Source organism: Hymenobacter sp. ISL-91 (assembly GCF_018613725.1).
In the GTDB taxonomy this organism is placed as follows: Bacteria; Bacteroidota; Bacteroidia; order Cytophagales; family Hymenobacteraceae; genus Hymenobacter.
In genome coordinates this window covers 87,231-109,807 of record NZ_JAGGPS010000008.1, presented here as the reverse complement: position 1 = coordinate 109,807, position 22,577 = coordinate 87,231, and the positions used below count along the sequence as shown (strand labels likewise).

Annotated in this window: 19 protein-coding genes; 12 read left to right on the top strand and 7 right to left on the bottom strand. The window is 61.5% G+C overall.

Annotation, left to right across the window (positions count from 1 at the left end; all coding sequences use genetic code 11):
* Positions 1-293 precede the first annotated feature (293 nt).
* On the top strand, positions 294-1,976 hold the full coding sequence (locus J7E24_RS04070) for a S41 family peptidase (protein ID WP_215135380.1): 1,683 nt from the start codon (positions 294-296) through the stop codon (positions 1,974-1,976).
* Between the two features lie 169 nt (positions 1,977-2,145).
* On the opposite strand, the gene J7E24_RS04065 is transcribed toward J7E24_RS04070, so the two are convergent.
* On the bottom strand, positions 2,146-3,120 hold the full coding sequence (locus J7E24_RS04065) for a transglutaminase-like domain-containing protein (protein WP_215135378.1): 975 nt from the start codon (positions 3,118-3,120) through the stop codon (positions 2,146-2,148).
* 238 nt (positions 3,121-3,358) lie between these two features.
* Here J7E24_RS04065 and J7E24_RS04060 point away from each other — a divergent pair, with 238 nt between their 5' ends.
* Positions 3,359-4,564, top strand: a complete 1,206-nt coding sequence (locus J7E24_RS04060) for a homogentisate 1,2-dioxygenase (protein WP_215135375.1) — start codon at positions 3,359-3,361, stop codon at positions 4,562-4,564.
* Between the two features lie 175 nt (positions 4,565-4,739).
* Here J7E24_RS04060 and J7E24_RS04055 read toward each other — a convergent pair whose 3' ends face one another.
* Positions 4,740-5,930: an SMP-30/gluconolactonase/LRE family protein gene (locus tag J7E24_RS04055; RefSeq protein ID WP_215135373.1), complete on the bottom strand. Its 1,191-nt coding sequence runs from the start codon at positions 5,928-5,930 to the stop codon at positions 4,740-4,742.
* Between the two features lie 462 nt (positions 5,931-6,392).
* Here J7E24_RS04055 and J7E24_RS04050 point away from each other — a divergent pair, with 462 nt between their 5' ends.
* Positions 6,393-6,914, top strand: coding sequence for a hypothetical protein (locus J7E24_RS04050; protein ID WP_215135371.1), 522 nt, complete (start codon positions 6,393-6,395; stop codon positions 6,912-6,914).
* 97 nt (positions 6,915-7,011) lie between these two features.
* Here J7E24_RS04050 and J7E24_RS04045 read toward each other — a convergent pair whose 3' ends face one another.
* Together J7E24_RS04045 and J7E24_RS04040 are read right to left on the bottom strand one after the other, a co-directional pair.
* Positions 7,012-8,037: a hypothetical protein gene (locus tag J7E24_RS04045; protein ID WP_215135369.1), complete on the bottom strand. Its 1,026-nt coding sequence runs from the start codon at positions 8,035-8,037 to the stop codon at positions 7,012-7,014.
* A gap of 152 nt (positions 8,038-8,189) precedes the next feature.
* Positions 8,190-8,585, bottom strand: coding sequence for a hypothetical protein (locus J7E24_RS04040; RefSeq protein ID WP_215135366.1), 396 nt, complete (start codon positions 8,583-8,585; stop codon positions 8,190-8,192).
* Positions 8,586-8,745: 160 nt separating this feature from the next.
* Here J7E24_RS04040 and J7E24_RS04035 point away from each other — a divergent pair, with 160 nt between their 5' ends.
* Positions 8,746-10,758, top strand: a complete 2,013-nt coding sequence (locus J7E24_RS04035; RefSeq protein WP_215135364.1) for a WG repeat-containing protein — start codon at positions 8,746-8,748, stop codon at positions 10,756-10,758.
* A gap of 18 nt (positions 10,759-10,776) precedes the next feature.
* Here J7E24_RS04035 and J7E24_RS04030 read toward each other — a convergent pair whose 3' ends face one another.
* Positions 10,777-11,172 (bottom strand): DUF6799 domain-containing protein, encoded by a 396-nt coding sequence (locus tag J7E24_RS04030; RefSeq protein WP_215135362.1) that lies wholly within the window; start codon positions 11,170-11,172, stop codon positions 10,777-10,779.
* A 239-nt stretch (positions 11,173-11,411) separates the two neighbouring features.
* On the opposite strand from J7E24_RS04030, the gene J7E24_RS04025 reads away from it, so the two are divergent.
* On the top strand, positions 11,412-11,732 hold the full coding sequence (locus J7E24_RS04025) for a hypothetical protein (protein WP_215135359.1): 321 nt from the start codon (positions 11,412-11,414) through the stop codon (positions 11,730-11,732).
* Positions 11,733-11,882: 150 nt separating this feature from the next.
* Here the strand turns inward: J7E24_RS04025 and J7E24_RS04020 are convergent, their stop codons facing one another.
* Positions 11,883-13,433 (bottom strand): hypothetical protein, encoded by a 1,551-nt coding sequence (locus J7E24_RS04020; RefSeq protein WP_251047008.1) that lies wholly within the window; start codon positions 13,431-13,433, stop codon positions 11,883-11,885.
* 157 nt (positions 13,434-13,590) lie between these two features.
* Between J7E24_RS04020 and J7E24_RS04015 the strand changes: the two genes are divergently transcribed.
* The 6 genes from J7E24_RS04015 to J7E24_RS03990 all read left to right on the top strand — a co-directional run bounded on the left by J7E24_RS04015 (position 13,591) and on the right by J7E24_RS03990 (position 17,882).
* Positions 13,591-14,334: a hypothetical protein gene (locus J7E24_RS04015; protein ID WP_215135357.1), complete on the top strand. Its 744-nt coding sequence runs from the start codon at positions 13,591-13,593 to the stop codon at positions 14,332-14,334.
* Between the two features lie 43 nt (positions 14,335-14,377).
* Positions 14,378-15,103 (top strand): hypothetical protein, encoded by a 726-nt coding sequence (locus tag J7E24_RS04010; protein ID WP_215135354.1) that lies wholly within the window; start codon positions 14,378-14,380, stop codon positions 15,101-15,103.
* A 76-nt stretch (positions 15,104-15,179) separates the two neighbouring features.
* Positions 15,180-15,398, top strand: coding sequence for a CsbD family protein (locus tag J7E24_RS04005; RefSeq protein ID WP_215135352.1), 219 nt, complete (start codon positions 15,180-15,182; stop codon positions 15,396-15,398).
* A gap of 401 nt (positions 15,399-15,799) precedes the next feature.
* A complete protein-coding gene (locus tag J7E24_RS04000; protein ID WP_215135350.1) occupies positions 15,800-16,252 on the top strand; it encodes a BLUF domain-containing protein in 453 nt (150 codons plus the stop codon).
* A gap of 115 nt (positions 16,253-16,367) precedes the next feature.
* On the top strand, positions 16,368-16,943 hold the full coding sequence (locus J7E24_RS03995) for a hypothetical protein (RefSeq protein ID WP_215135347.1): 576 nt from the start codon (positions 16,368-16,370) through the stop codon (positions 16,941-16,943).
* A 108-nt stretch (positions 16,944-17,051) separates the two neighbouring features.
* A complete protein-coding gene (locus tag J7E24_RS03990; RefSeq protein ID WP_215135344.1) occupies positions 17,052-17,882 on the top strand; it encodes a DUF1206 domain-containing protein in 831 nt (276 codons plus the stop codon).
* Positions 17,883-18,012: 130 nt separating this feature from the next.
* Here J7E24_RS03990 and J7E24_RS03985 read toward each other — a convergent pair whose 3' ends face one another.
* Positions 18,013-19,230: an NAD(P)-dependent oxidoreductase gene (locus tag J7E24_RS03985; protein WP_215135341.1), complete on the bottom strand. Its 1,218-nt coding sequence runs from the start codon at positions 19,228-19,230 to the stop codon at positions 18,013-18,015.
* A 190-nt stretch (positions 19,231-19,420) separates the two neighbouring features.
* Here J7E24_RS03985 and gcvP point away from each other — a divergent pair, with 190 nt between their 5' ends.
* Positions 19,421-22,336 (top strand): aminomethyl-transferring glycine dehydrogenase, encoded by a 2,916-nt coding sequence (gene gcvP, locus J7E24_RS03980; protein WP_215135339.1) that lies wholly within the window; start codon positions 19,421-19,423, stop codon positions 22,334-22,336.
* Positions 22,337-22,577: the final 241 nt, after the last annotated feature.

The window sequence follows — 22,577 nt, the reverse complement described above, 5'->3', positions numbered from 1 at the left end:
CAGCGCCCGAGTCCGGGAAGAGAAGAGCACCCTGCTGAGCGAAAAACTTAATCGGCCTATAATCATATAAAAATCAAGGCACTGAACTGGTAATGCTACTTATCACGGGTAGGATAAAAGATGTAAAACCGACTGTTTATTGGTTTTAATTTATAAAAAATTGAATGCTTATTGGAAAATACAGATGCTCCTATGTAGCGCAATACAATCTTTGAAAAGTTTTAATAAGTTTGAAGAACCGTTCCATACCTGTTGCCCGTTTATTGGCTGAACTTCTACTCGCTTAGCGCTTTATGACTTTTCCGCCAAAGCAGCCAGCCCGGCCCGTTTCGGGGCCCGGAACCCGCAGTTGGCGGTGGCAGGTGCGCCAGCCCTGGCTGCTGGGCCTGGTGCTGGCCTGCGGGGTGCTGATCGGGGCCAACCCCTTCCGGCCTTCCAGCCAGAACCCCGATCTGACGGCCCGCGGCTACCTCAAGTTCAAGGAAATCCTCAGCTACATCGACCGCGACTACGTGGACTCGGTGAATGCTGAAGAGCTGTCGGATTACGCCATTACCCGCATGTTGGAGCGCCTCGACCCGCATTCGGTGTTCATTCCGGCTAAGCAGCAGCAGCAGGCGTCTTCCTTTCTGCAAAGCGACTACGACGGTATCGGCGTCGAGTTCAACCTGTTCCGCGACACGGTAACGGTAGTAGCGCCGCTGAGCGAAGGCCCCGCCGAACAGGCCGGCCTGCAGCCCGGCGACCGGATACTGGCCGTTGACGGCCAGGCCGTGTCGGGAGTGCATTACACTACCCAGGATTTGTTTGAGAAGCTGCGCGGTCCGCGTGGCAGCCGGGTGCAGCTGCGGCTGCTCCGCCGGGGCCTGCCCAAGCCCATCACCGTAGCGGTTATGCGCAACCGCATCCCCAATTCGTCGGTCGATGTGGCGTACATGGTGGACAACGAGACGGGCTACCTGAAAATCAGCCGCTTCGCCAGCGGAACCTACGACGAGTTTAAGGCCGCCCTGGGCGATTTGCGCCGCCAGGGCCTCACGCGGCTCGTGCTGGATTTGCGCGGCAACCCCGGCGGCTACCTCGACCGGGCCACCAAAATTGCCGACGAATTCATTGGGGGCACTAAGAAGATTGTGTACACCGAGGGCAAAGGCGACCAGTACGACACCCAGACCTACTCGCGGGTGGCCGGCGAGTTTGAGGACGGCGCGCTGGTGGTGCTGGTAGATGAGGGCAGTGCCTCGGCCTCCGAGGTACTGGCCGGTGCCCTGCAGGACCATGACCGGGCCCTGCTGGTGGGCCGCCGGACGTTTGGCAAGGGCTTGGTGCAGCAGCCCATCACCCTCAACGATGGCTCGGAGCTGCGCCTGACCATTGCCCGCTACTACACGCCTTCGGGCCGCAGCATTCAGAAAGCGTACGGCGGCGGGCGGGCTGACTATGAGCAGGAGTTGCAAAACCGGGCCCGCAATGGCGAGTATTTCCACGCCGACAGCATTCACTTTGCTGATTCGCTGCGCTACCGCACGGCCCGGGGCCGGATGGTGTACGGTGGCGGCGGCATCATGCCCGACCTGTTTGTATCGCGCGATACGTCGGCACAGTCGGGCTACTACCTGAAGCTGCAAAGCCTGAATCTGGTGCGCGAGTTCGCCCTCAGCTACTACCAGGACCATAAAGCGGAACTGGAAGCATTGCGCTTCGAGCAGTTCAGCGAGCAGTTCCGCATCAGCGACGTGCAGCTGCAACTGCTGGCTACCCGCGCCATGCAAAGCGGCTTGCCCACCGACGCGGCCGGCCTGCGCCGCTGCGCCCCCCTGCTGCGCACCCAACTGAAGGCCTACATTGCCCGCAACGCCTACGGCAAGCCCGCCTACTTCCGTGTCCTCAACGAGGGTGATACCGAGATGCGGCAGGCCCTGAACGCCATCCGTGAGCCCGGCAACACAGCCCTGCTCGGACTGGCCGGGCAGTAGGGCTGGCGTTGTCAGTTATTAGTTGTCAGTTGGCAGTAGAACGTCATTCAGAGCGCAGCGAAGAATCTTGCGTGCATTCGTTGTAACCACTGTTTAACGAATGCACGCAAGATTCCTCGCTCCACTCAGAATGACGTTCTTTTAGCCTAGCGTAACCGGCAGCTGAACCTTACTTATCCTGAAAGCGAAAGCTGTGGCCTACCCCGGCCAGCGGCTGGCCATCGGCTTCGGCGTAGGGGTAGATGAAGTAGTTGAGGGCCTGGCCCTGCTGGCGCGGAGCCAGGGTCAGGTCGCGGCCCCGGCTGAATTCGAGGCGGTTTTCGTCATGGGTCCCGAAGAAATAGTTGCGGCGGGTGGGGTCTTTGGCGGCTTCGGAGGCATCGATGGGTACCCAGCCGGTTTCGGGCGTGAAGAACTCGGCCCAGCAGTGGTAGCCCTTTACTTCGGCCGCGCCGCGCTCGGGGGGTAGCGGGAAGCCAATGCTGAAGCGGGCCGGAATGCCCAGCGCCCGGCAGTAGCCGATGAACACGGCGTGGAAATCGGTGCAGTTGCCGCGGCGGGCGTCGCAGGCGTAGTAGATGTCGCCGCGGCCCCAGCCCTGACCGGTTTTGTCATATGTAACGGTGCTGACGACGTGCTCATAGATAGCACGGGCCTTGTCGAGGTCAGTTTTCGCGCCGGCTTTCGCCACAACTTCGGTGGCCCAGAGGCGGATTTTTGGGTCGAGCGGCACGAGGTTGTCGGGGGCCAGCCAGCGGCTCAGGTTGGGGTCGGGCGCTTCGGAAGTGGGGGGCGCGCCGGCGGTCTGGCCCAGGCTGAGGTGCTCCTGGCGGGTGGCTTCCAAGCTCATTTTCACCTCGAACCCCTTGAGTTCTGCCCCCGTGACCCGCAGGTGCAGGATGCGGTTGCCGTATTCGCCGGTTTGAATATGGTAGGCTACCGGCGCCGTTATCCGTAGCTGGCGCACCTGTTGCGACTTATCGGCGTGGGGTACGGGCAACCACAGGTCTACGGCCTTGGTACCGGCCGGGGCCGCGGGCACGGTGGCCGTGTAGTTGAAGCGAAAGGAGCGGCTGCGCGGTTTCGGGGCCGAGTCGGGCGCGGAAACGAACAGCGCCAGCAGCGGCAGCAGGAATGAGAGCATATAAGTGGTAAAGCACCGACAAATGTATTTGGTTGCCAGTTGGTAGGCTAAATGTCATTCAGAGCGCAGCGAAGAATCTCGCGTGAATGGTTGAACAGTTGCGGCAACGACTGGCACACGAGATTCTGCGCTTTGCTCTGAATGCCGTTTAGCCTGGCCACTAGCAGCCCCGGCCCGGCAACTGATAAACTTTGTACCTTCACGAACCGGTATTTCCCACCCGAAAAACTTGTTCGTTATGCCTTTTTATCAGCGTTTAGGCCAAATTCCGCGCAAGCGACACACCCAGTTCCGGCAGCCCGATGGCTCACTCTACCACGAGCAGCTGGTGGGTACGCTGGGCTTCCACGGCGTCTCGTCGCTGCTCTACCACCGCCACGCGCCCACCGAAATCCGGCGCGTGGGGGAAGCCCGACCATTTGCGCCCAAGCTGCTCAAAGACCGGCCCTTGGCTCCGGCTCACCTGCGCACGCTGGCCCAAACCAGCACCGGCGGCGACTACCTCGAAGCCCGCCAGACCCTGCTCGGCAACTCCGACGTGACCATGAGCGTGTGCAACCCCACGGAGAAGCGCATGGACTATTATTACAAAAACGCGCTGGCCGACGAGGTGATTTTCGTGCACGAGGGCCGCGGCGAGCTGTGGAGCCAGCTGGGCAAGCTCGCCTTCGAACCCGGCGACTACATCGTGATTCCGCGCACCATTATCCACCAGCTGCACTTCGAGGAGGGACCGGTGCGGCTGCTCATCATCGAGTCGTTCAGCCCGGTAGAAACCTGCCGGCGCTACCGCAACCACTTCGGGCAGTTGCTGGAGCACGCGCCTTACTGCGAGCGGGATTTCCGGGGGCCCTCGGAGCTTATTGAAAACGACGTGCGCGAGTCGGGCGAGTACGAGGTGCGGGTGCAGAAGGACGGATTGCTCCACTCGCTTTTCTACGGCAACTCGCCGTTTGATGTGGTGGGCTGGGACGGCTACTTCTACCCCTACGCCACCAGCATCCACGATTTCGAGCCCATTACCGGCCGCATCCATCAGCCGCCGCCGGTACACCAGCAGTTCGAGGGCAACAACTACGTTATCTGCTCGTTCGTGCCGCGGTTGTTTGATTATCACCCGCTGGCTATTCCGGCCCCTTATAACCACTCCAACGTCGATTCCGATGAGGTGCTGTACTACGTGGCCGGCAACTTCATGTCGCGCCGCGGTGTGGATTTAGCCTCGTTCACCTGGCACCCCAGCGGCATCCCGCACGGGCCGCACCCCGGCACCGTGGAGGCCAGCATCGGCAAAAAGGAAACCCACGAGCTGGCCGTAATGCTCGATACTTTCCGCCCGCTGTATTTAACGGAAGCCGCCTTGGCCTACGAGGACGAAGGGTACCCGCTCAGTTGGCGGCCCGAGGCGCACAACCCACCCCGCCCGGCTGATATGATGGATTAGGCGGCCGAAACGAGTAACTCAGGTTGCGCAGAACGGCGTAGGGGCGGGGCTTGTCTCCGCCCGCCATTAGAACGGATACGTCGGCCAAATTGGCTGTTCAGCGTCGCTGTTCAATGGCGGGCGGAGACAAGCCCCGCCCCTACGCCGTTCCTTTTCAGTCAGCTACTCAAGCGGCTTACTTCCCGATTGCCATTTTAAAAATATGGTAAGGCTGATCCTGCCGGCCTACTCCCTGGTTCCAGGTGGCCGTTTTATGGATGGCCGAATTGGCGACGTACAGCGTGCGGCCATCAGCCGAGAAGGCAAACGTGTCGGGCCACTCCAGGCGCGGGTCCTGCACCACGATTTCGATTTTGCCGGCCGGTGTGCGCCGCTTGATGGAATGGTCTTCGAAAGCCGTGAGGTAGAGGTTGTTTTGTGCGTCGAGAATCATGCCATCGGAAGCCGGCACCTTGCCCAGGTCTTCGATTTGAGCAACCAGTTGGACCTCGGTGAGGGTAGGGTTGCGTAGAGCTTCGGTTTTGATGCGGTAGAGCGCGTAGCTGGTCAGGGGCTTCCAGTATAGGTATTGCCGGTCGTGGCTCAGGGCAATGCCATCGGCGTTGAACTGGCCCTGCTTGCCGCTGGGGTCTACGAGCAGCTTGCCATCGGCCCTGATATTGAGCGTGGTGTCGCCGAGCATAGTTTTGTGGCGGGCCAGCAGCTGCCGCGACTTACCGGTTTTCAGATCAACCACCACCAGGCTGCCGATGCCCGACTCGGTGATGTAGGCGTACTGAGCCTCGGGGTCGACGCGCACATCGTTGAGGTAGGACTTGGTGGGGGCCACGCTGGCCGGAATAGCAATGTTCTGCACCACTTTATCGGTGGCCGGATCAATTTTAACCAGCTTAGGGCCGCCGGGCACCGTGCCTTTGATGCCGGGCGAGGCGGGGTCGAGCACCCAGAGCATCCCGGCCGGGTCGGCATATACGCTCTGGGGGCAAATCCAGTGTTTCTGGGGCTCGTTGCGCACCGTTTCGTCCCACTTGCACCACTCGGCGTCGGGGTAGGGTTTGAGGGAGCTATTGGGTCCGATTTCGGCCACCGGGGCCACCGGGTTGTTGTCCCAGCGCGGGAAGTCGCCGAATATACGGCCGTTGGGCAGTACGGCTACCCCTACTATCTGCGGCTCCCGAAACTGGGCCACTACCTGCAGCGGCGAGTTGGCCGGGGCAACAGGGGCGGCAGTGCCCAGCGAGTCGGCAGTGCGGGCGGAGCCAGTGGCTACTGTGGGCTCAGAAGAAGGCGTAGAGCAGGCGCCCAGGCAGCCCAATGCCAGCAAGGCTGCGGCACGGGCAGGCAGAATAAACGAGTTGGAAAGCATAGAAATACGCGTTGGCCGGAAAGTGCGCCGACCCTTACAACACTGGTCGACTGCCTACCATACGCGGCCTGTTGCGCCGGGTTCCGGGGCCTGGGGCAACCCTTTTGCCAGGTGCGTCGTATGCGCGTTCCATTGCCTGAGTTGGACCCCGGTCCATCGGATGGAGTGCCAGACTACCATATGCCTGCCGACAGGCTGGAAACAGCCATTTATGGCCATATCGAAAAAAGGTCTTACCTTTGGCCCCTCCAAACAGAAACGGTATACTTAATACAATTCAATCACCGAATTATATTACTTTATGCCGGTTTTCGCCTTCTATTGACTGCATTCGGTCTTTCGGCCGTCACCCTAAAAAAGAAACGTTACTTTTTTTTAAAAAAAGCGTTTTTGCCCATCTGCCGAGTCGGGCCGGCTGCCTATCCTCTCCAGGCTAAGTGAGAGTTCACCGACCCAATTGCCATGTCTATTGCGTTACTGCTGCTGACTTTCCTCTTCCCTCCCCGTACCGTTTCCTCGACGGCGTTGGCCCTGCCCTCTACCGTCGCCACCCTGACCCCCCGTCCGGTAGCCGTGTCGCTGCCGGTGCAGCCTGTTAAAAAGGCTCCTGAAATGCTGGCCTACAAGGTTACAGCAACCACCTACTGGCCCGAAGTGAGCCAGACCGACGACAACCCGATGGAAACCGCCGACGGCTCCATCATTCCGAAGCGCCATTCCAGCAAAACGCGCTGGCTGGCTGTATCCCGCGACCTGCTGAGCAGGTGGGGCGGCCCGTTTAAGTACGGCGAAAAAGTGCGCGTGACCGGCCTCGCCAATGGCCTCGACGGCGTTTACATTATCCATGATACCATGAACCGCCGCTACCGCCACTGCGTGGATGTACTGGTGAACGAAAAGGAGTGTAAAAACGGCCTGGAAGGCCGCTGGACTGGCATCCAGCTCCGCAAATACGCCCCTGAGCCGGCCTGGCAGGCAGGCTGATTCTCGAACTAGTAGCTGCTGGCTGACTATTGCCTCTAGGGCGCTGCTGTTGCGCGTTTTTCCTTTGGCACTCGCCTTTTCGGCCTATTCTTTTCCTCTATTTCTCGTCTTCTTCCGGGTACGCTGGCAGCTGCCGGGGTTGGTCGTGCGCGTCGTAGAGGTAGGTTAGCGGGCGGCTGGGGTCGGCCGTAATGCGCTCCAGCGGAATCTGCCAGCGCTTCCACATTTCCAGCAACGACTGGGCGTAGGCGCTGTTTTCCCAGGGATTGAATATGGCCCCGGTCACGTCGTCGATAAACGAATCCATTATCACCTCCCGGTCGCCTGGCTTTGGGGCGCGGGCGAAATAGTTGGGTACCACATTGAGCAGATAGGCAGCGTAGTATACGCGGGCCTTGAACTCGGCCACCTGCACTGGGTGCAGCGGCCGGCGGGCATCGGCCTCCACGCGCCGCATGGCCTGCCCGATGATGCCATTATCGACCAGACAGGCTACCAGCACCGTTTCATCGAGCTTGATGCTGAAGGTCAGCGTGCTCAGGTCGTCGTCGTACTCGAAGGGCAGCTCGTCGTGGGTGGCATCGGTTTCGAGCACGAACAGAGACGCCGGCACGAAGTCGTCGTAGCTCATGGGCACGCGCAGGGCCTGCAGCGGCTGGAAGAACGCCTGGAAGCGGCGCAGCATCTGGGCATTTTCGGCCAGCGGGTACTGCGGTACGGCCAGCGGGTTTTGCTGGTTGATGAGCTCGGTTACCAGAATGCCGTAAAACATCTTGCCCAGCCACAGAAACAGCGTCTGCTCATCAAGCTCGCGAAACCCGCGCACTCCCTGCCGGCTGATGGCCTCTACATGCGCCTCCAGCGGCTCGACGTGCTGCGTGCGGCAGCGGGCACAGCACGCAATGCGCAGCTCCGGATACGTAACAATGCGCAGGTCGAGCAGCTTGATGGGCCGCTCGCGCAGCTGGTAGCGGTCCATGAGCCAGTCGGCGAAAACGGGCACCGTATCCAGGGGCGGCGTGGTGGGGGTTCCACACAGAAAGCACGCCTCCGGTCCGAAGCGCATGCCATCGAAGGGGTCGTAGAGCGTAAGGTCGGCGGCAGAAGGAGCAGTTTCGGACATGGATAGGCGGCAAACGAAAGTACAAAGCTACGCCAGTCGCCGTTTGGTGCTACGTATCCTTTTTCACAACTGCAGGGACCCATCCAGCGGCTATCAGCAGATGATAAGCGCTGGATGGGTCCCTGCAGTTGTGAAAAAGCTGGCTGACGGCCTTACTTTGACAACTGCGAGCCGAGCTTCATCAGGGTTTTGCCAAGCTGAGCAAGCGGCGTTGCATAGTCGTTGGTGGTTTCTTCGGCCACTTTACCGGTTTCGATGCCCAGCGAGGCCAGCGTTTCGGCTAGGTCGTGGGTATCGGTGTCGGAGGAAGACAGCTGCTGATGCACCAGTTGCAGTTCCTGGGTTACTTTGGCCAGGCCGGCGCGCTCGGTGGCTTTAAGCACTTCTATCCAGCGCTCAATTTCAATCAAAGCCTGCTTGGGGTCGGGCGATTTGGCGCCCAGCAGGTTGAGCGTGTCGGTGAGCAGGGCTGAGTTCTGCTCGTCGGTAACGGTGAGCGGTACGGAAGGAACAGACTGGTTGGCAGGAGTGGAGGCGGTGGAATCCATAGGAAAAGACAGAAAAGCGAAAGGAAACGAGAAAGAAGAACTACCCGGCTATACTTGCCCAGGGCCCGAAAAGTTGGCGTATCCGGAGGGCTCCGGTGTCCATACGCTACCTTTGTGCCGGCCTGTCTGGGTCGGAAAGTTGCGGCCATACCGCTCGTTTATGCTGCATCAGTACCAATCCGTCCCGTTTTCTTCCCCCATCCGTCAGCAGCAGTTCGAGGCCATAGCCGCCGCCCTGGCCACCGAAGCCGGAGCGCCGCCCACGCTGCTGCTGGGCCAGGTACCGCTGCCAGCCGGCGAAGCGCCCATTGATGCCCTGCTGCTGCGCCCCCGCAGCCTTACTATCGTGCAGCTGTTGCCCTTCGGGGGCGAGCTGGAGCTGCCCGACCTACGCACCGGGCCCTGGTATCTGGATGGCGCGCTGCTGGAGCTGCCGGCCCCTGAAACCGACGAGGCCGACAACCCGTTTGCCCGCTTCGAGCGGCAGCGCAGCGCGTTGGCGGCGCTGCTGGGGCCTCGCTTGCCGGCCGAGACGGCCAACCTGCACTTCATCACCGGGTTGGTTCTGTTTAGCGCGCCGGTGCAGTTTGGGCCCACCGTGGAGGCCCGCATGGGCACGGTGCCCGCTGCCTCCACCTTCCATCTGCTGCCCGACCCGACCCGGTTTGCGCGCCGCCTAGCCCAGTTGGCCTCGCCCGAAATCGACCTCACGCCCACCGATTTCGAGCAGGTAGCCACCCTGCTTATGGGCGTAGAAGGGCTGGTGGGCGGTAGCACCCCGCTGGCCACAGCCGCGGCAGGGCCACCGCCTGCCGCCGTCCTGCCCGAACCAGAGCCGGCCCATCCCGGCGAACAGCTGGGCAGGTGGGCCGGGCAGCTGTGGCGCTGGCTGGGGGCCGAAGACGTGGCCGAGCTCGACCGCACCTCGACGGGCTACGAAATCGACATCGACGCGCGTTACCAGGAGAAACAGGAGCTGGAGGCCCTGCGCCAGCAGATGCAGCAGGATGTGCAACAGCAGCTAAGCGCCCTCGAAGCCCGCGAAGCCGCCCGCGAGCAGCGGATGAAGGAGTTGCAGCAGCAGTTGCAGGCGGCCCCGGTTGCCCCCAACGCGCCGCAGCTGGCCGCCCGCCTAAGCGCCGAACAGCAGGAGAAACAAGCCCTCGAAGCCTCCATCGTCCGCCACCGCACCGACCTGGAGGCCCGCAATCAGGAACTGGGCCAGAAAATCGGGCAACTCGAACAACTCATCAGTCAGTTGGCTACGGCCCCGGCCACAACTCCGGCTGCTGCGCCCGCCCCGGCAGAGCCCCGGCCATCAGCAGGTAGTGGGGCGCCCGCACCGCACCAGCCGCCACCCGTTGCCGCAACGCCGCCGCCTGCCGGCCAGCCGGGCACCTGGGCCGGCTACTGGGCCCGGGCGCAGGCCATCAACTGGAAACGGTTGCTGGAAGAGACGCGGGCTACTATTGGGGAGCGGCTGGCAGCCCTGCCGGCCCGCACCCGCTACGGGGCGCTGGCCGGTGGCGCGGCCCTACTGCTGGCGCTGGGCATAACCCGCTGCGGCCCCGAACAGCCGGTTCCGTTCGAGCAGAACGGGCAATACGGCCTATTGCGGCCCAACGGCGACACGCTGCTGCCCGCCCGCTACGCCCGCATCGGCGAGTTTCGGGAGGGCCGGGCGGTGGTGGAGCAGGAGGGCGTAGCCGGGTTTGTGGCCGCCGATGGAACGGAAGTCATCAAGCCCGCCTACGATGCCCTGTACCCCTACACCGACGGCTACGCCCGGGCCCGGGCCGGCGGGCTGTACACGTTTCTGAACGAAGACGGTGAGGAATTCAACTCGTTTTATTACGCCGCCCGCGACTTCGCGGAGGGCTACGCGGCCGTGCTTACGAGCCGGGGCTGGCACTACATTGAGGGGCCCGAGGAGCCGGCTGCGCCCGTTGTCTTTCAGGAAGCCTACTCCTTCGACCAGAAACTGGCGCGCGTGAAAACGGGCGGCTACTTCACCTTCATCGGCCCCGACTACCTGGCCGACACCACCGCCGGTAGCGCCCCTTTTGGCCGCTACGCCAGCGCCACCGACTTCGACGACCAGGGACGGGCGCAGGTGAGACAAAACGGCCGCACCTTTTTTATCGACCGGCAGGGGCAGGAAGTAGAGAAGTAGGGCCGACGCCGGGCCGGGTTAATCGTCGTCGCGCTTGCGCTTATACCTGCTTTTCCATTTTTTACCCGGCCAGAACCCGGAGCGGTTGCGCGCCTGCCCGGGCGCCGTAGCGCCGGGGCCATGCAGCAGCACCCGGCCACGGCTGTCGAGTGCAGTGCGGGCCACCTCGCCGAGCATGGTGCAGCCTTGGCCGTCGCGTAGCTCGGTGCGGCGGCCGTCGCGCGCTACCACCCAGCCGTCGCGGGTAACGCGGCGGCCGTTGGGTAGTTGCACATCGTGCGGCATGGGCCTGATTTCGCCATTGCGCACCACAAACATGGCACCATCGCGCCGCTGGAAACCGTCGTTGGCCTGGGCGGCGGCCAGGTTAGTGAGTAGCAGAAAGGAAGCGAGCAGGAGCAGGCAGAAACGCATAAACTGGTAATGGAACGATTAAGGCCCAGGAGCCGAGGCAGCGGCCCTTGCATACGGCCGCAGAAGGCCGGGGTTGAAAGGGGCCGGGCGAAGTAGCCCCAACGCAACAACTCGGACAGCGCAACATAGCGAGTGGAATAAAATTCTTCTGGAAGCGGGTTACTTTTTTCGCTTGCCCTTATAAAACCCTGTCCGACAGGCTGTCGGCATTCATTTCTTCCCTTTAGATTTCTATTCCGATGAAAACCCTGTTCAAAACCCTCTTCGTTGCTGCTGCCGTTACGTTCTCCGCTGCTTCCTGCACCGAGCAGAGCCAGGAGAATGCCGAAGCCAACACTGAAGCTGCCGCCGAAAACGCCACTGTAGCGACCGACGACGCTCTCGAAAACACTGGTCAGGCAGTTGAAGCCACGGCCGAGAATGCCGCTGCCAACACCGAAGCCGCCGTCGAAGAAGCTGCTGCCGAAACCAAAGCTGCTGCCGACAAAGCCGACACCAAAATGGATGCCGCCGCCGGCGAAGCCAAAGCCGAAATCAACGCCGCTACCCGCACCAACTAGTAGCGCGCGTACCGCTTAGCCGGCAGCACGGCACAAACCGCCTGCCCGGCCGAAGCAAATCCAAGGACCTTATTTAGCTGAGATGCGTCGTTTTGCGGCCGCTTCGGCTAAGTAAGGTCCTTTTTTTGCTTGGCACAGTATAGCCGGTTTCTATACTCGGGCCTCCGATTCGGGGGCGTTGGCCAGCTCCAGCAGCACGCTGTAGTAGGGCTGGCCCGTGGCCCGCGAGCGAAGCCAGCTGAAGAAGCTCAGGGCCTGCAAATCTTCCTGCTCCACCGACACGAACGAGGGAATCTGGAGCAGGCGCTCGGCAAAGGCGGGGCAGCGGGCGGTGGCCGGGTCGTCGATAAGCTCGCCCACCAGCTGCAGGTAGTGGAGCACGGCCGCGTAGCCGCCGCCGCCGGCCCCAAACCGCTCCTTCAGCAGCCGCTCGATGGCCCGCAGACGGTTGTGGGCCAGGTCGGCGTTGCCCAACTCGAACTGAATCAGCATTTCGCCCATGCCGCGGTTGATAACCCACTCGACGCCCATTTCCTGCTCGCAGTAGTGGTCGGTGCGCCCAATGGCCTGCAGCGTTTGGTTGGCCTTCTGGAACTGGCCTTCGGCGAAGTAGTGGAAGCCCAGGCCCAGGCGGGCCGTCAGCTCTTCGCGGGGGCTGAGCGGCAGGCGCAGCACCTGTTCGAGTAGGCTAATACTTTCGGAGTTACGGCGCAGGAAGGCGTAGTTGGCGGCCAGCAGAAACGTGTAGCGCGGCCACATGGCCGCCCGCAGCAGGCGCGGGCCGGCCTCCAGCAGCACCCGCAGCCGCCCCAGGTACTCCACCGACTCGGTGAAGCGGCGGGTGCGGTACAGGGCGTGGGCAATCATCAGCAGCAGCCCCAGCTGGGCCTCGCGGTGGGCCGCCTGGAAGCCGTGGCGCTTTTCCATCAGCTGGTAGCAGCGCATCACGAAGGGCGCAAACGAGGCGTAGTCGCGGCGCACGAGCATGGATGCGCGGGTGATGGACATGAGCCGCAGCAGCAGCGCGGGCCGGCGGGCAAAGGCTTCCTGCAAATCATACTCGCGCAGTACCTGTTGCAAAATCTCATCAAATGACTCGGCGGCCCGGCCCTTTATGCGCGCTTGGCGCAGGCGCTGCCGGATGAGGCTGTCGGCAATGTTGGCCCGCTCCTCCTCGTCGGCGTCCTTTTTGTTGAGGTTGCGCTGCCGGATGATGTCGTCGAGCGGGTCGGCGTGGGGGCTGTGGGCGCGGGCAATCTGCAGGTTGTACACGGCATTGAGCTGCTCATACTGCTCGTTGGTGCGGGCCAGCTTTTCGGCCTTGCGCAGTGTGCCCCAGGCCAGCCTATCGATGCCGGCCCCGAACAGGTACTGCGCCAGCGTGAGCAGCCCGCGCACCGAAGCGGCCGCTGTGGGGTCCTGCTGGTGCTGGCGCAGCAGCAGGAAGTCGAGCAGATGGCGCAGCAGGCGCTTGCGCAGGGCGTAGTAGGCCACGGCGTTGGGCTCGTTGGGGTAGAGGCGGGCCAGCAGCTCGGGGGTGGTATGCTCGCGGGGCTGGGTCAGCAGCTCGTACAGCTGCACATCCATGCGGCCGTGCTGCTTGCGGCGCTGGCGCTGAATAAACTGCCGGAACTCCTTGTGGTCGTCGGGTGAGAAGGTGGCGAGCGTGGTGCGCAGGTCGTCCATGAGCGGGCGTGGCATTCTAAAGTCTGAATACAACAATGCAAACCACTGTCTTTCAGTATTATTATCTTCTGAAAAAGCTGGGCATCGAGTCTAAATATAGCATATTCTGGTTGCAACTAAGCGTGGTTGAATTGGCATCTTTCCGGAGAATTTCACCCTAAGCCCCACTGCCATGCTCCCACGTTTACTCAGCCTACTGCTCCTGCTGCTGGTTTCGGCCTTCGCCGCGCAGGCCCAGGACATGCTCACCAAGCAATCGGGCGAAGAAATTGCCGTGAAAGTGCTGGAGATTTCGCCCACCGGCGTCACCTACCGCCGCACCGACAACCCCGACGGACCGCTGATTACGGTGCGCAAAACCGATGTTTTCATGATTCGCTATGCCAACGGTACCAAGGAGGTGTTTGGCACGCCCGGCGGGGCGCGGCAGCTGCCGGCGGCCCCGCCCTACACCGGCTCTGCCGTACCCGGCGATGAGCTCCTGATTGACCCCACCGTTAACCTCAGCGGGCCGCGCATCGGCTTCACGGTGCTCACGGGCGGAGCAGCCGATAAGGCCCGCGAGGACTTCCGGCTCAACCCCTTTCTCACGCAGTTTGGCTGGCAGTTCGAAAAGCGCATCTTCCGGCTTTCCTCGGGCCTGTCGGGGTTGGTTGAGCTGGTACCGCTGATTGGCGGGCTGGAACAGGGCAAGTTTATCCCCAGCCTGAACGCGCTGGTTGGTATCCGCGGGCCCAAGGGCTTCGAGTTCGGGCTGGGGCCTAACGTAACGCCGGCCGGCGCCAACATTGCGCTGGCTGTCGGCACTTCATTTAAGGTCGAAGACGTTAATTTTCCGGTGAACCTGGCCGTGGTGCCCGGCAACGGGGGCGTGCGGTTCAGCCTGCTGCTGGGTTTCAACTACCGCCGCCGCTAAGGGCACGGGCGTTTTCATCGTTTATCTTCTCTCCGAAATTATTATGTCTTCTCTACCCTCTTTGCTGCTGACATTGAGCTTAGTGCTGAGCGCCAGCTTCTGCCAGGCTCAGCAGACTCCCGTTGCGCCCGACTCGACCACCCGGCCGGTAATAAAACCGGCGGTCAGCACTCAATCGGGCGCTGCCACCGATGTTATTGTGCGCACCAACGGCGACGAGTTGCCGGCCCGGGTGCTGCGCATTACGCCCCAGCTGGTGCGCTACCTGCCCCTGCCGCCCGCCACCGACTCGCTGGGCCAGGCCAAGGCCGCCGATACACTGCAGTTGGCCGCCACCGACGTGTTTATGGTCCGGTTTGCTAATGGCACGCGGGAAGTGCTGCGAGCAACGCCGGCACCGGTGCCCGGTACCAGCCTGGTGGGCCTGAGCACGGCGCAGCGCACCGCGCTGGGCCGCCAGGACAGCCGGAAATACTACAAGCCCGATAAAGGTGTGTTCTGGGGCACGTTTGGTGCTACGGTAGCCACCTTTTATGGCGGGCCGATTGTGGGCGGCGTCATAGCCCTCACGCCACCCAAACGCTATAACCTGACCGCTCCCCAGCCCGACCTGCTCAACGACCCCGCCTATTACGACGGCTACAGCCGGCAGGCCCAGAACCGCAAGCTGGGCAAGGCCGCCGCAGGTTTGGGGGTAGGGGCCGGAACGCTGGTCGTCGTGACGACAGTTCTGGTAGCCATATTACTCAGCTCGACCAGCCATTTTTAGCATTTGGGGCCGGGGTTTCAACCCTACTGCAAGCTGGTGCGTAAAGCGGGTATCTTCCACCCCTAACCCTACGATCATGGACCTCAATAACAACGGTATCGACGACAACACCGAGCTGCGCGCCCGCGGCAACTGGAACGAAATCAAAGGCCAGACCAAGCAGAAGTGGGGCAACCTCACCGACGACGACCTCGACTACGAAGAAGGCAAGCAGGACGAGTGGCTAGGCAGCCTGCAGCAGAAAACCGGCGAAACGATGGACGACATTAAGAACTGGTTCCGGCGCACATTCTAGCCTCGCCTACTTGCAGTACGCACAACCGCCCGATACACCCCGAGTGTACCGGGCGGTTGTGCATATGCCTAGGTGCAACGGGTAACCGAAGCTGCAGAACGGTTTGCCGGCGCGCAGTAACTTGCCGAACCCGGCTTTGCAGATTAGGTAGAAGAGTGAATACGTTTGAAATTTACGCAAAACAGCCTGTGCGGACCGGGCCCTTGCAACGCAAACCACAACGCAGCACCCACTTAGAGCAGAATTGGATTTAACTAGTGAAATCCAGAACTAAGATGCGAATTCAATGCGTTAGCTGCCGGTAGTGCAGTTCGCGCTATAGTCCACCTACGTAGGGCCTGCTCGTCAAACCCGTCGGTAAGCGACACGTAAAAACCATTGCCTCCACTGGCTCCGTCGCCATGATTCACCTTGTTTATATGAGCGTAGCTGCGCAGGATATTGATGATCTTGAGCTAAGGGCTATGCTCGACAAATACCGGCATTACAATACCGCCCGTGGCATTACCGGAATGCTGTTTTACAGCAATGGCCATATCGCTCAGATTCTGGAGGGCGAGGCGGATGTGGTAGAGCCGCTCTACGAAAAAATAAGCAGCGATACGCGGCATATCAATGTGGTTAAAATGGCCCATAAAACCATTGCACAGCGCAGCTTCGCGGAGTGGTCGATGGCCTTTCATCCATTGGATGAGGCGGGTTTTGCCCAGCTAGAAGGCTTTTTTCTGCCAAGCGAAATAGGCCAGAATCCGGCGTCGCTGAGCATGTCGGATGCGCTGGTACTGAATATAGTGCGAGATGCTGTTTTTGGCTCTCCGTCTTCGCCCAGTACGGATAGCACAGCAGCAGTATAGCGGCATATCTATGCAAGCTGCACGAATAACCAGTCCGGAGAATTTCTTTATCTGTATATTGATTTTATCAATATATTATTTAACTTTATCAATAACAAAAAGTTCCTTTCTTTAGATGCTGACGCTGCCGGAAGAACTGCGCACCCTTGGTAGCCCGGCTTTGCTGGCACTGCCTAAAACGGTCTTTCTGTGTTCCCGCGCTTACCCGGCAGCCATTGAGCGCGACACCTACCGCTGGGCCATGGAGCAGCGCCAGCAGCGGCGCTGCATTGCGTCGGGGTTTCATTCGCGGCTGGAGCAAACGGTGTATCATTTTCTGCGCCAGGGACCCGAGCAGCCTATTTTGTACGTGCTGGGGCGGGGCCTTCAGCCAAACACGGCCTTTGAGCACGAGGCCGATCTGAAGCGGGGCTATCTGCTGTTCATCACGCCCTTCGAGCCCGAGGTGAATGCCGTGAGCCTGGAAACGGCTACTATCCGCAACCTGCTGCTGGCCGATATGGCCGACGATTTTTTCATTCCTTATATGGCCCCTGGCGGCAACTTGGCGCAGCTGATGACCGATACCATGGTGCGCGACAAGCCGCTGTTCACGCTCGATATACCCGGTAACGCGGCGCTGGCCCACCCGGGTGTGCGCGTGTACCAGCCCGATGGGTTGCTGAACAACAGCCGCCGGGCCACCTTTTAGCGTTTGCTGCCGTAAGAGGTCGGGTAGCCGGGCACAGGCAGGCTTTGTTGTTCCTGCTGCTTCGACAACGGCCCTATGGGCACTCCCACCTCAGCAAGCAGCTAACGCATGACACTTTCCGACACGCTTTCGAACACCCTGCCCGCCAACGCCAAATCGGGGGGCCTGCGGACGCTGGCACGCGTAGGATTCGCCGCCAAAGGCACCGTTTATGGGCTGATGGGCCTGCTGGCTCTGCTGGCGGCCACCGGACAGCAAGAGGGCCAGACGGCCGATAAGAAGCAGGCTGTTCAGACGCTGCAGGGCCTGCCCGGCGGCCCGGTATTGCTGGGCCTGATTGCGCTGGGGCTGCTGGCCTACATTGCGTGGCGGTTGGTACAGGCCGTGCGCGACACCGAAGACAAGGGCAATGACACGACCGGTGTTGCGCGGCGCCTGGGCTACGCCGCCAGTGGCCTGCTGTACACCAGCTTGGCCTGGTACGCTGCCAGTTTGGCCCTAAGTGGCTCGGCCGACAGCGGCGGCAACACCCAGCAAACCCTCACGGCCCGGGTATTGGCCTGGCCCGGTGGCGACTGGATCATTATGCTGGTAGGGGTAGTTACCATCGGGGTCGGCTTCTACCAGTTTTACCAGGCGTATTCCGGCAAATTTCAGAAGCATGTGCAGGGCAGCGACATTCCGGGCGGCCAGCAGAACACCGTGTACCGGCTCGGGCAGCTAGGCTACACGGCCCGGGGCGTCGTGCTAGGTATCATCGGCTATTTCTTCGTTCAGGCCGGCCAACAGTCGCGGGCCGCTGCTGTTGGCAGCACCGATGAGGCATTCGACCTGCTGGCCAGCATGGGGCCGGTAGTGCTGGGCATAGTAGCCCTGGGCCTGATGGCGTACGGCCTTTACATGCTGGTACAGGCCAAGTATCCGGTCCTGAAAATCTGATTTAGTTGTTAGTTAGTTAGTTGCTCGTTGTCAGTCATCAGTTGTTGGGAAGATTACAGGACCTACAAACGAACGGCCAGCAACGAACGACTAACAACTGACAACGAGCAACTGACAACTGACAACCAGCCTAATCGGCCACGTAGTCGGCCAGGTACTGGTAGCGGGGCAGCAATTGGCCGGCGCGGGCAATGGTGGCGCGCTCAATCACCTCGTCGGGGCCGCCGGCGGCCAGCAGGTGGGGCAGCACGTGGGAGATGAGCTGGCGGGCGAAATCGCGCGAGGCGTTGCGGGGCAGCTCGCAGGGCAGGTTATCCACGGCCATTACGGTGATATGCTCCGGCGCTGAATAAGCCGCGTGCAGCTCGCCGGTAGCGGGGCTGTAGTCGTAGGCAGGCGCCTGAATGGTGGTACTGCGGCGGGTGGTGGGCACCGAGCCGTCAATATCACAGGTAACATCGGCAATGGTATTGATGCGGAAACCAGGGCGGCGCGTGTCTTCTTCGGCAAACAGGCGCGGGGCCTGGGGGTGCCAGTAGGCGCAGGCAATCAGTAGGTCGGTTACGGGCAGGAAGTTGTGGAACGTGCTTTCGTACTCCTGGGGGTTGCGGTGGAAATCGGGCGTATCCCACACGCGGCCGTCGCGGCGGCGGTTGTAGTCGGAGGAGCGCAACTGGGTATACACCGGCTCATTGAAATCGAGGTAGAGGTAATCGTACACGCTCACCCGCCGGATGCCCATCAGCTCCAGCACCTCTACCGCGCCCTGGGCCACGCGGCCGGTGCCGGTAACCACCAGTTTAATGGGCGGCAGCTTCTTCACCTTGAAAAACTCCTCCTGCATGTCCTCCATATCCACGCACTCGTAGGCGGGCTTCAACTGGAACAGGTCGTGCTTGCGGCCGTAGGTGAGCAGGCCGTTGTAGGCGCCCACAATGCCCGCCCAGCGCCCAAACGCTACAATGCGCTGGCCCTGCTCGTCGGTGAGCAGCTCGTAATCAATAAGTGTGATGTTGCGGGCCAGCACCTGGCGCAGCAGCTCGCGGTTGGCGGGCTGCTTCTTGATGGTGTGGGAGAAAAAGCAGTAGGTTTTGTTGGGCAGCAGCTCGGCCACCGGCACCTCCTTCACGCCCATCAGCACGTCGCAGTCGACCACGCTGGGGCGCACCTCCAGGCCCACGTCGCGGTACTCCTGGTCGGCAAAAGCGCGTATTTCGCTTTGCTGAGCCACTATTTTCAGGCCTGGGAACTGGTCCTGGGCCTCGATGCACTTTTTAGGAGTGAGCGGTACGCGCTTGTCGGGGGGCGTTTTGCCTTCGCGCAGCAGGCCAATGGTAAGGGGAGGCATACGGTAGCAGTTGGGTAGGATGGGGCTTAAAGGTAGCAAGCCCTGCCGTAGAGACGCGACCCATTATGTCTCTGCGGGTTTGGCGCAGCAAACTTTTGCCCGCTTATCGGTTTAAGGGTGAAGCCTTTTCGCGCTACCTTTGTTGGAGCTACTACCCAAGCCTTTCGCTGCCACCCTCATCCACCCCTTTATGTTGCTGAAGACCAAGCCCGCCGATGTGTTTGTGGACCGCCACAACGGACCCGATGCCGCCGGCGTAGCCGAAATGTTGCGCGTTGTCGGCGTCGAGTCGCTAGACCAGCTCATCGACGAAACCGTGCCGGCCGCTATCCGCCTCAAAAAGCCGCTGAACCTGCCCACGGCCCTCACCGAGCGGGCTTTCCTGGCCAAGTTCAAGGGCATTGCCGAGAAAAACCGGCTGTTCAAGAACTACATCGGCCTAGGTTACCACCCCACCCAGCTGCCGGCCGTTATTCAGCGCAACATCCTCGAAAACCCGGGCTGGTACACCGCCTACACGCCCTACCAGGCCGAAATTGCCCAGGGCCGCCTCGAAGCCCTCATCAACTACCAGACGATGGTGATGGAGCTGACGGGCCTCGACATTGCCAACGCCAGCCTGCTCGACGAAGGCACTGCCGCCGCCGAAACGCTGCACATGTTCCACTCGCTGCGCAAGAACAAAACGGCCAAGCGCTACTTCGTGTCGGAGCAGGTATTGCCCCAGACCATCGACGTGCTGCGCACCCGTGCCACGCCGCTGGAAATTGAGCTCGTGATTGGCGACCACCGCACCGCCGACCTCACCGACGAGTCGTTTTTTGGCGCTATTCTGCAGTACCCGGCCGCCGACGGCGCGGTATACGATTACACCGATTTCATCACGAAGGCCCACGAACATAACCTGTTCGTGACCGTGGCCGCCGATTTGCTGGCCCTGACGCTACTCACACCTCCCGGCGAGATGGGTGCCGATGCCGTGGTGGGCAACTCCCAGCGCTTCGGCGTGCCGATGGGCTACGGCGGACCGCACGCCGGTTTCCTGGCCACCCGCGACCAGTTCAAGCGCGTCATTCCGGGCCGGATTATCGGCCAGAGCATTGATGCGGCGGGCAACAAAGCCTTCCGCATGGCGCTGCAAACCCGCGAGCAGCACATCCGCCGCGAAAAGGCCACCAGCAACATCTGCACCGCTCAGGTGCTGCTGAGCGTGCTGGCCGGCATGTATGCCGTGTACCACGGCCCGCAGCGCCTGCGCCAGTTTGCCAGCAACATTCATGTGCAGGCTCAAGTGTTGGCCGGCGCCCTGGGTGAGCTGGGTCTGGAGCAGCAGAATGAGTTTTACTTCGACACCCTCGACATCAGGCTGGAAAGCGCGGAGCTGCAAAGCGCCGTGAAAAAGGAGGCAGAAGCGGCGGGTATCAACTTCCGTTATTTCGGGGAGAACCAGGTGGGCATCTCGCTCAACCAGAACACCGAACTAGCCGACGTGCAGGACATTGTGGCCGTGTTTGCCAAAGTGCTGGGCCAGAACGCGCCCACCGTGGAGCTGCCGGCTGAGCAGGAAGTGAACTGGGACGACGTGCTGATTCGCAAGAGCGACTACCTGACGCACCCCATCTTCAACACCCACCACTCCGAGCACGAGATGCTGCGCTACATGAAGCAGCTCGAAAACAAGGACCTGAGTCTGGCCCACTCCATGATTGCGCTCGGCTCGTGCACCATGAAGCTCAATGCCACGGCCGAGATGATTCCGGTTACCTGGCCCGAAATCGGCAACCTGCACCCGTTCGCGCCCCGCGAGCAGGCCCAGGGCTACGCCGAAATCTTTGCCGACCTGGAAAAGTGGCTGTGCGAGGTAACCGGCTTCGACGCCGTAAGCCTGCAGCCCAACTCGGGTGCCCAGGGCGAGTACGCCGGCCTGCTGGCCATTAAAGGCTACCACGATGCCCGCGGCGACCAGCACCGCAACGTGGCCCTGATTCCGGCTTCGGCACACGGCACCAACCCTGCTTCGGCCGTAATGGCCGGCATGACGGTGGTTGTGGTAAAGAGCACCGAAGACGGCAACATCGACGTGGCCGACCTCAAGGCCAAAGCCGCCCAGCACGCCGACAAGCTGAGCTGCCTGATGGTGACCTACCCCAGCACGCACGGCGTATACGAGGAAACCATTATCGACATCTGCGCCACCATTCACGAGCACGGCGGCCGGGTGTACATGGACGGCGCCAACATGAACGCCCAGGTGGGCCTCACGTCGCCCGCCACCATTGGCGCCGATGTGTGCCACTTGAACCTGCACAAAACGTTCTGCATCCCGCACGGCGGCGGCGGCCCCGGCGTGGGCCCCATCGGCGTAGTAGCCGATCTGGCTCCTTTCCTGCCCGGCCACGTATTGGTCGATGCCGATGGCCGCACGGCCAGTGCCGTGTCGTCGGCTCCGTGGGGTTCGGCCAGCATTCTGCCCATCAGCTACGCCTACATCAACATGATGGGCGGCGAGGGGCTGACTGAAGCCACGCGCATCGCCATTCTGAACGCCAACTACATCAAGGCGAAGCTGGAGGAGCACTACCCGGTGCTGTACACCGGCTCGAACGGCCGTTGCGCCCACGAAATGATTCTGGACTGCCGCCAGTTCAAGAAGTCCGGCATCGAGGTAGAAGACATTGCCAAGCGTCTGATGGACTACGGTTTCCACGCGCCCACCGTGAGCTTCCCGGTGGCCGGCACCCTGATGGTGGAGCCCACCGAATCGGAGAGCATGGAGGAGTTGGACCGCTTCATTGAGGCCATGGTGAAGATTCGGGAGGAAATCCGGGAGGTAGAGGAAGGCCGCGCCGACGCCAAGGACAACCTGCTCAAGCACGCCCCGCACACGGCGGCCACCGTGCTCGTACACGACTGGACGCGCCCCTACTCGCGCGAGCAGGCCGTGTACCCCACCGACTACGCCCGCGCCTACAAGTTCTGGCCCGCCGTCTCGCGCATCGACTCGGCCTACGGCGACCGGAACCTCATCTGCTCCTGCACCTCGATTGATGAGTACGTGGATGCCGAAGAGCAGCTCGTGCAGGCTGATAAAGGCCCGTCGTATTAGAGCTTAGAGCTTAGAGCTTAGAGCTTAGAATGTATGTGAGAGGTCCCGCAACGGTTGTTGCGGGACCTCTCTTTTTGGTGGTTTTTCTAGTTGATTTCTGGAGGTTTCGAAGTATCAAAAAACTGCTACCCATAGCCCCAGCGGGGCGGCATACCGGTAGCAACCAGCAACTATCCGACGTTAAAGCCCCAGCGGGGCGACACCAATCGTTCAACCGTTGTGTCGCCCCGCTGGGGCTTTC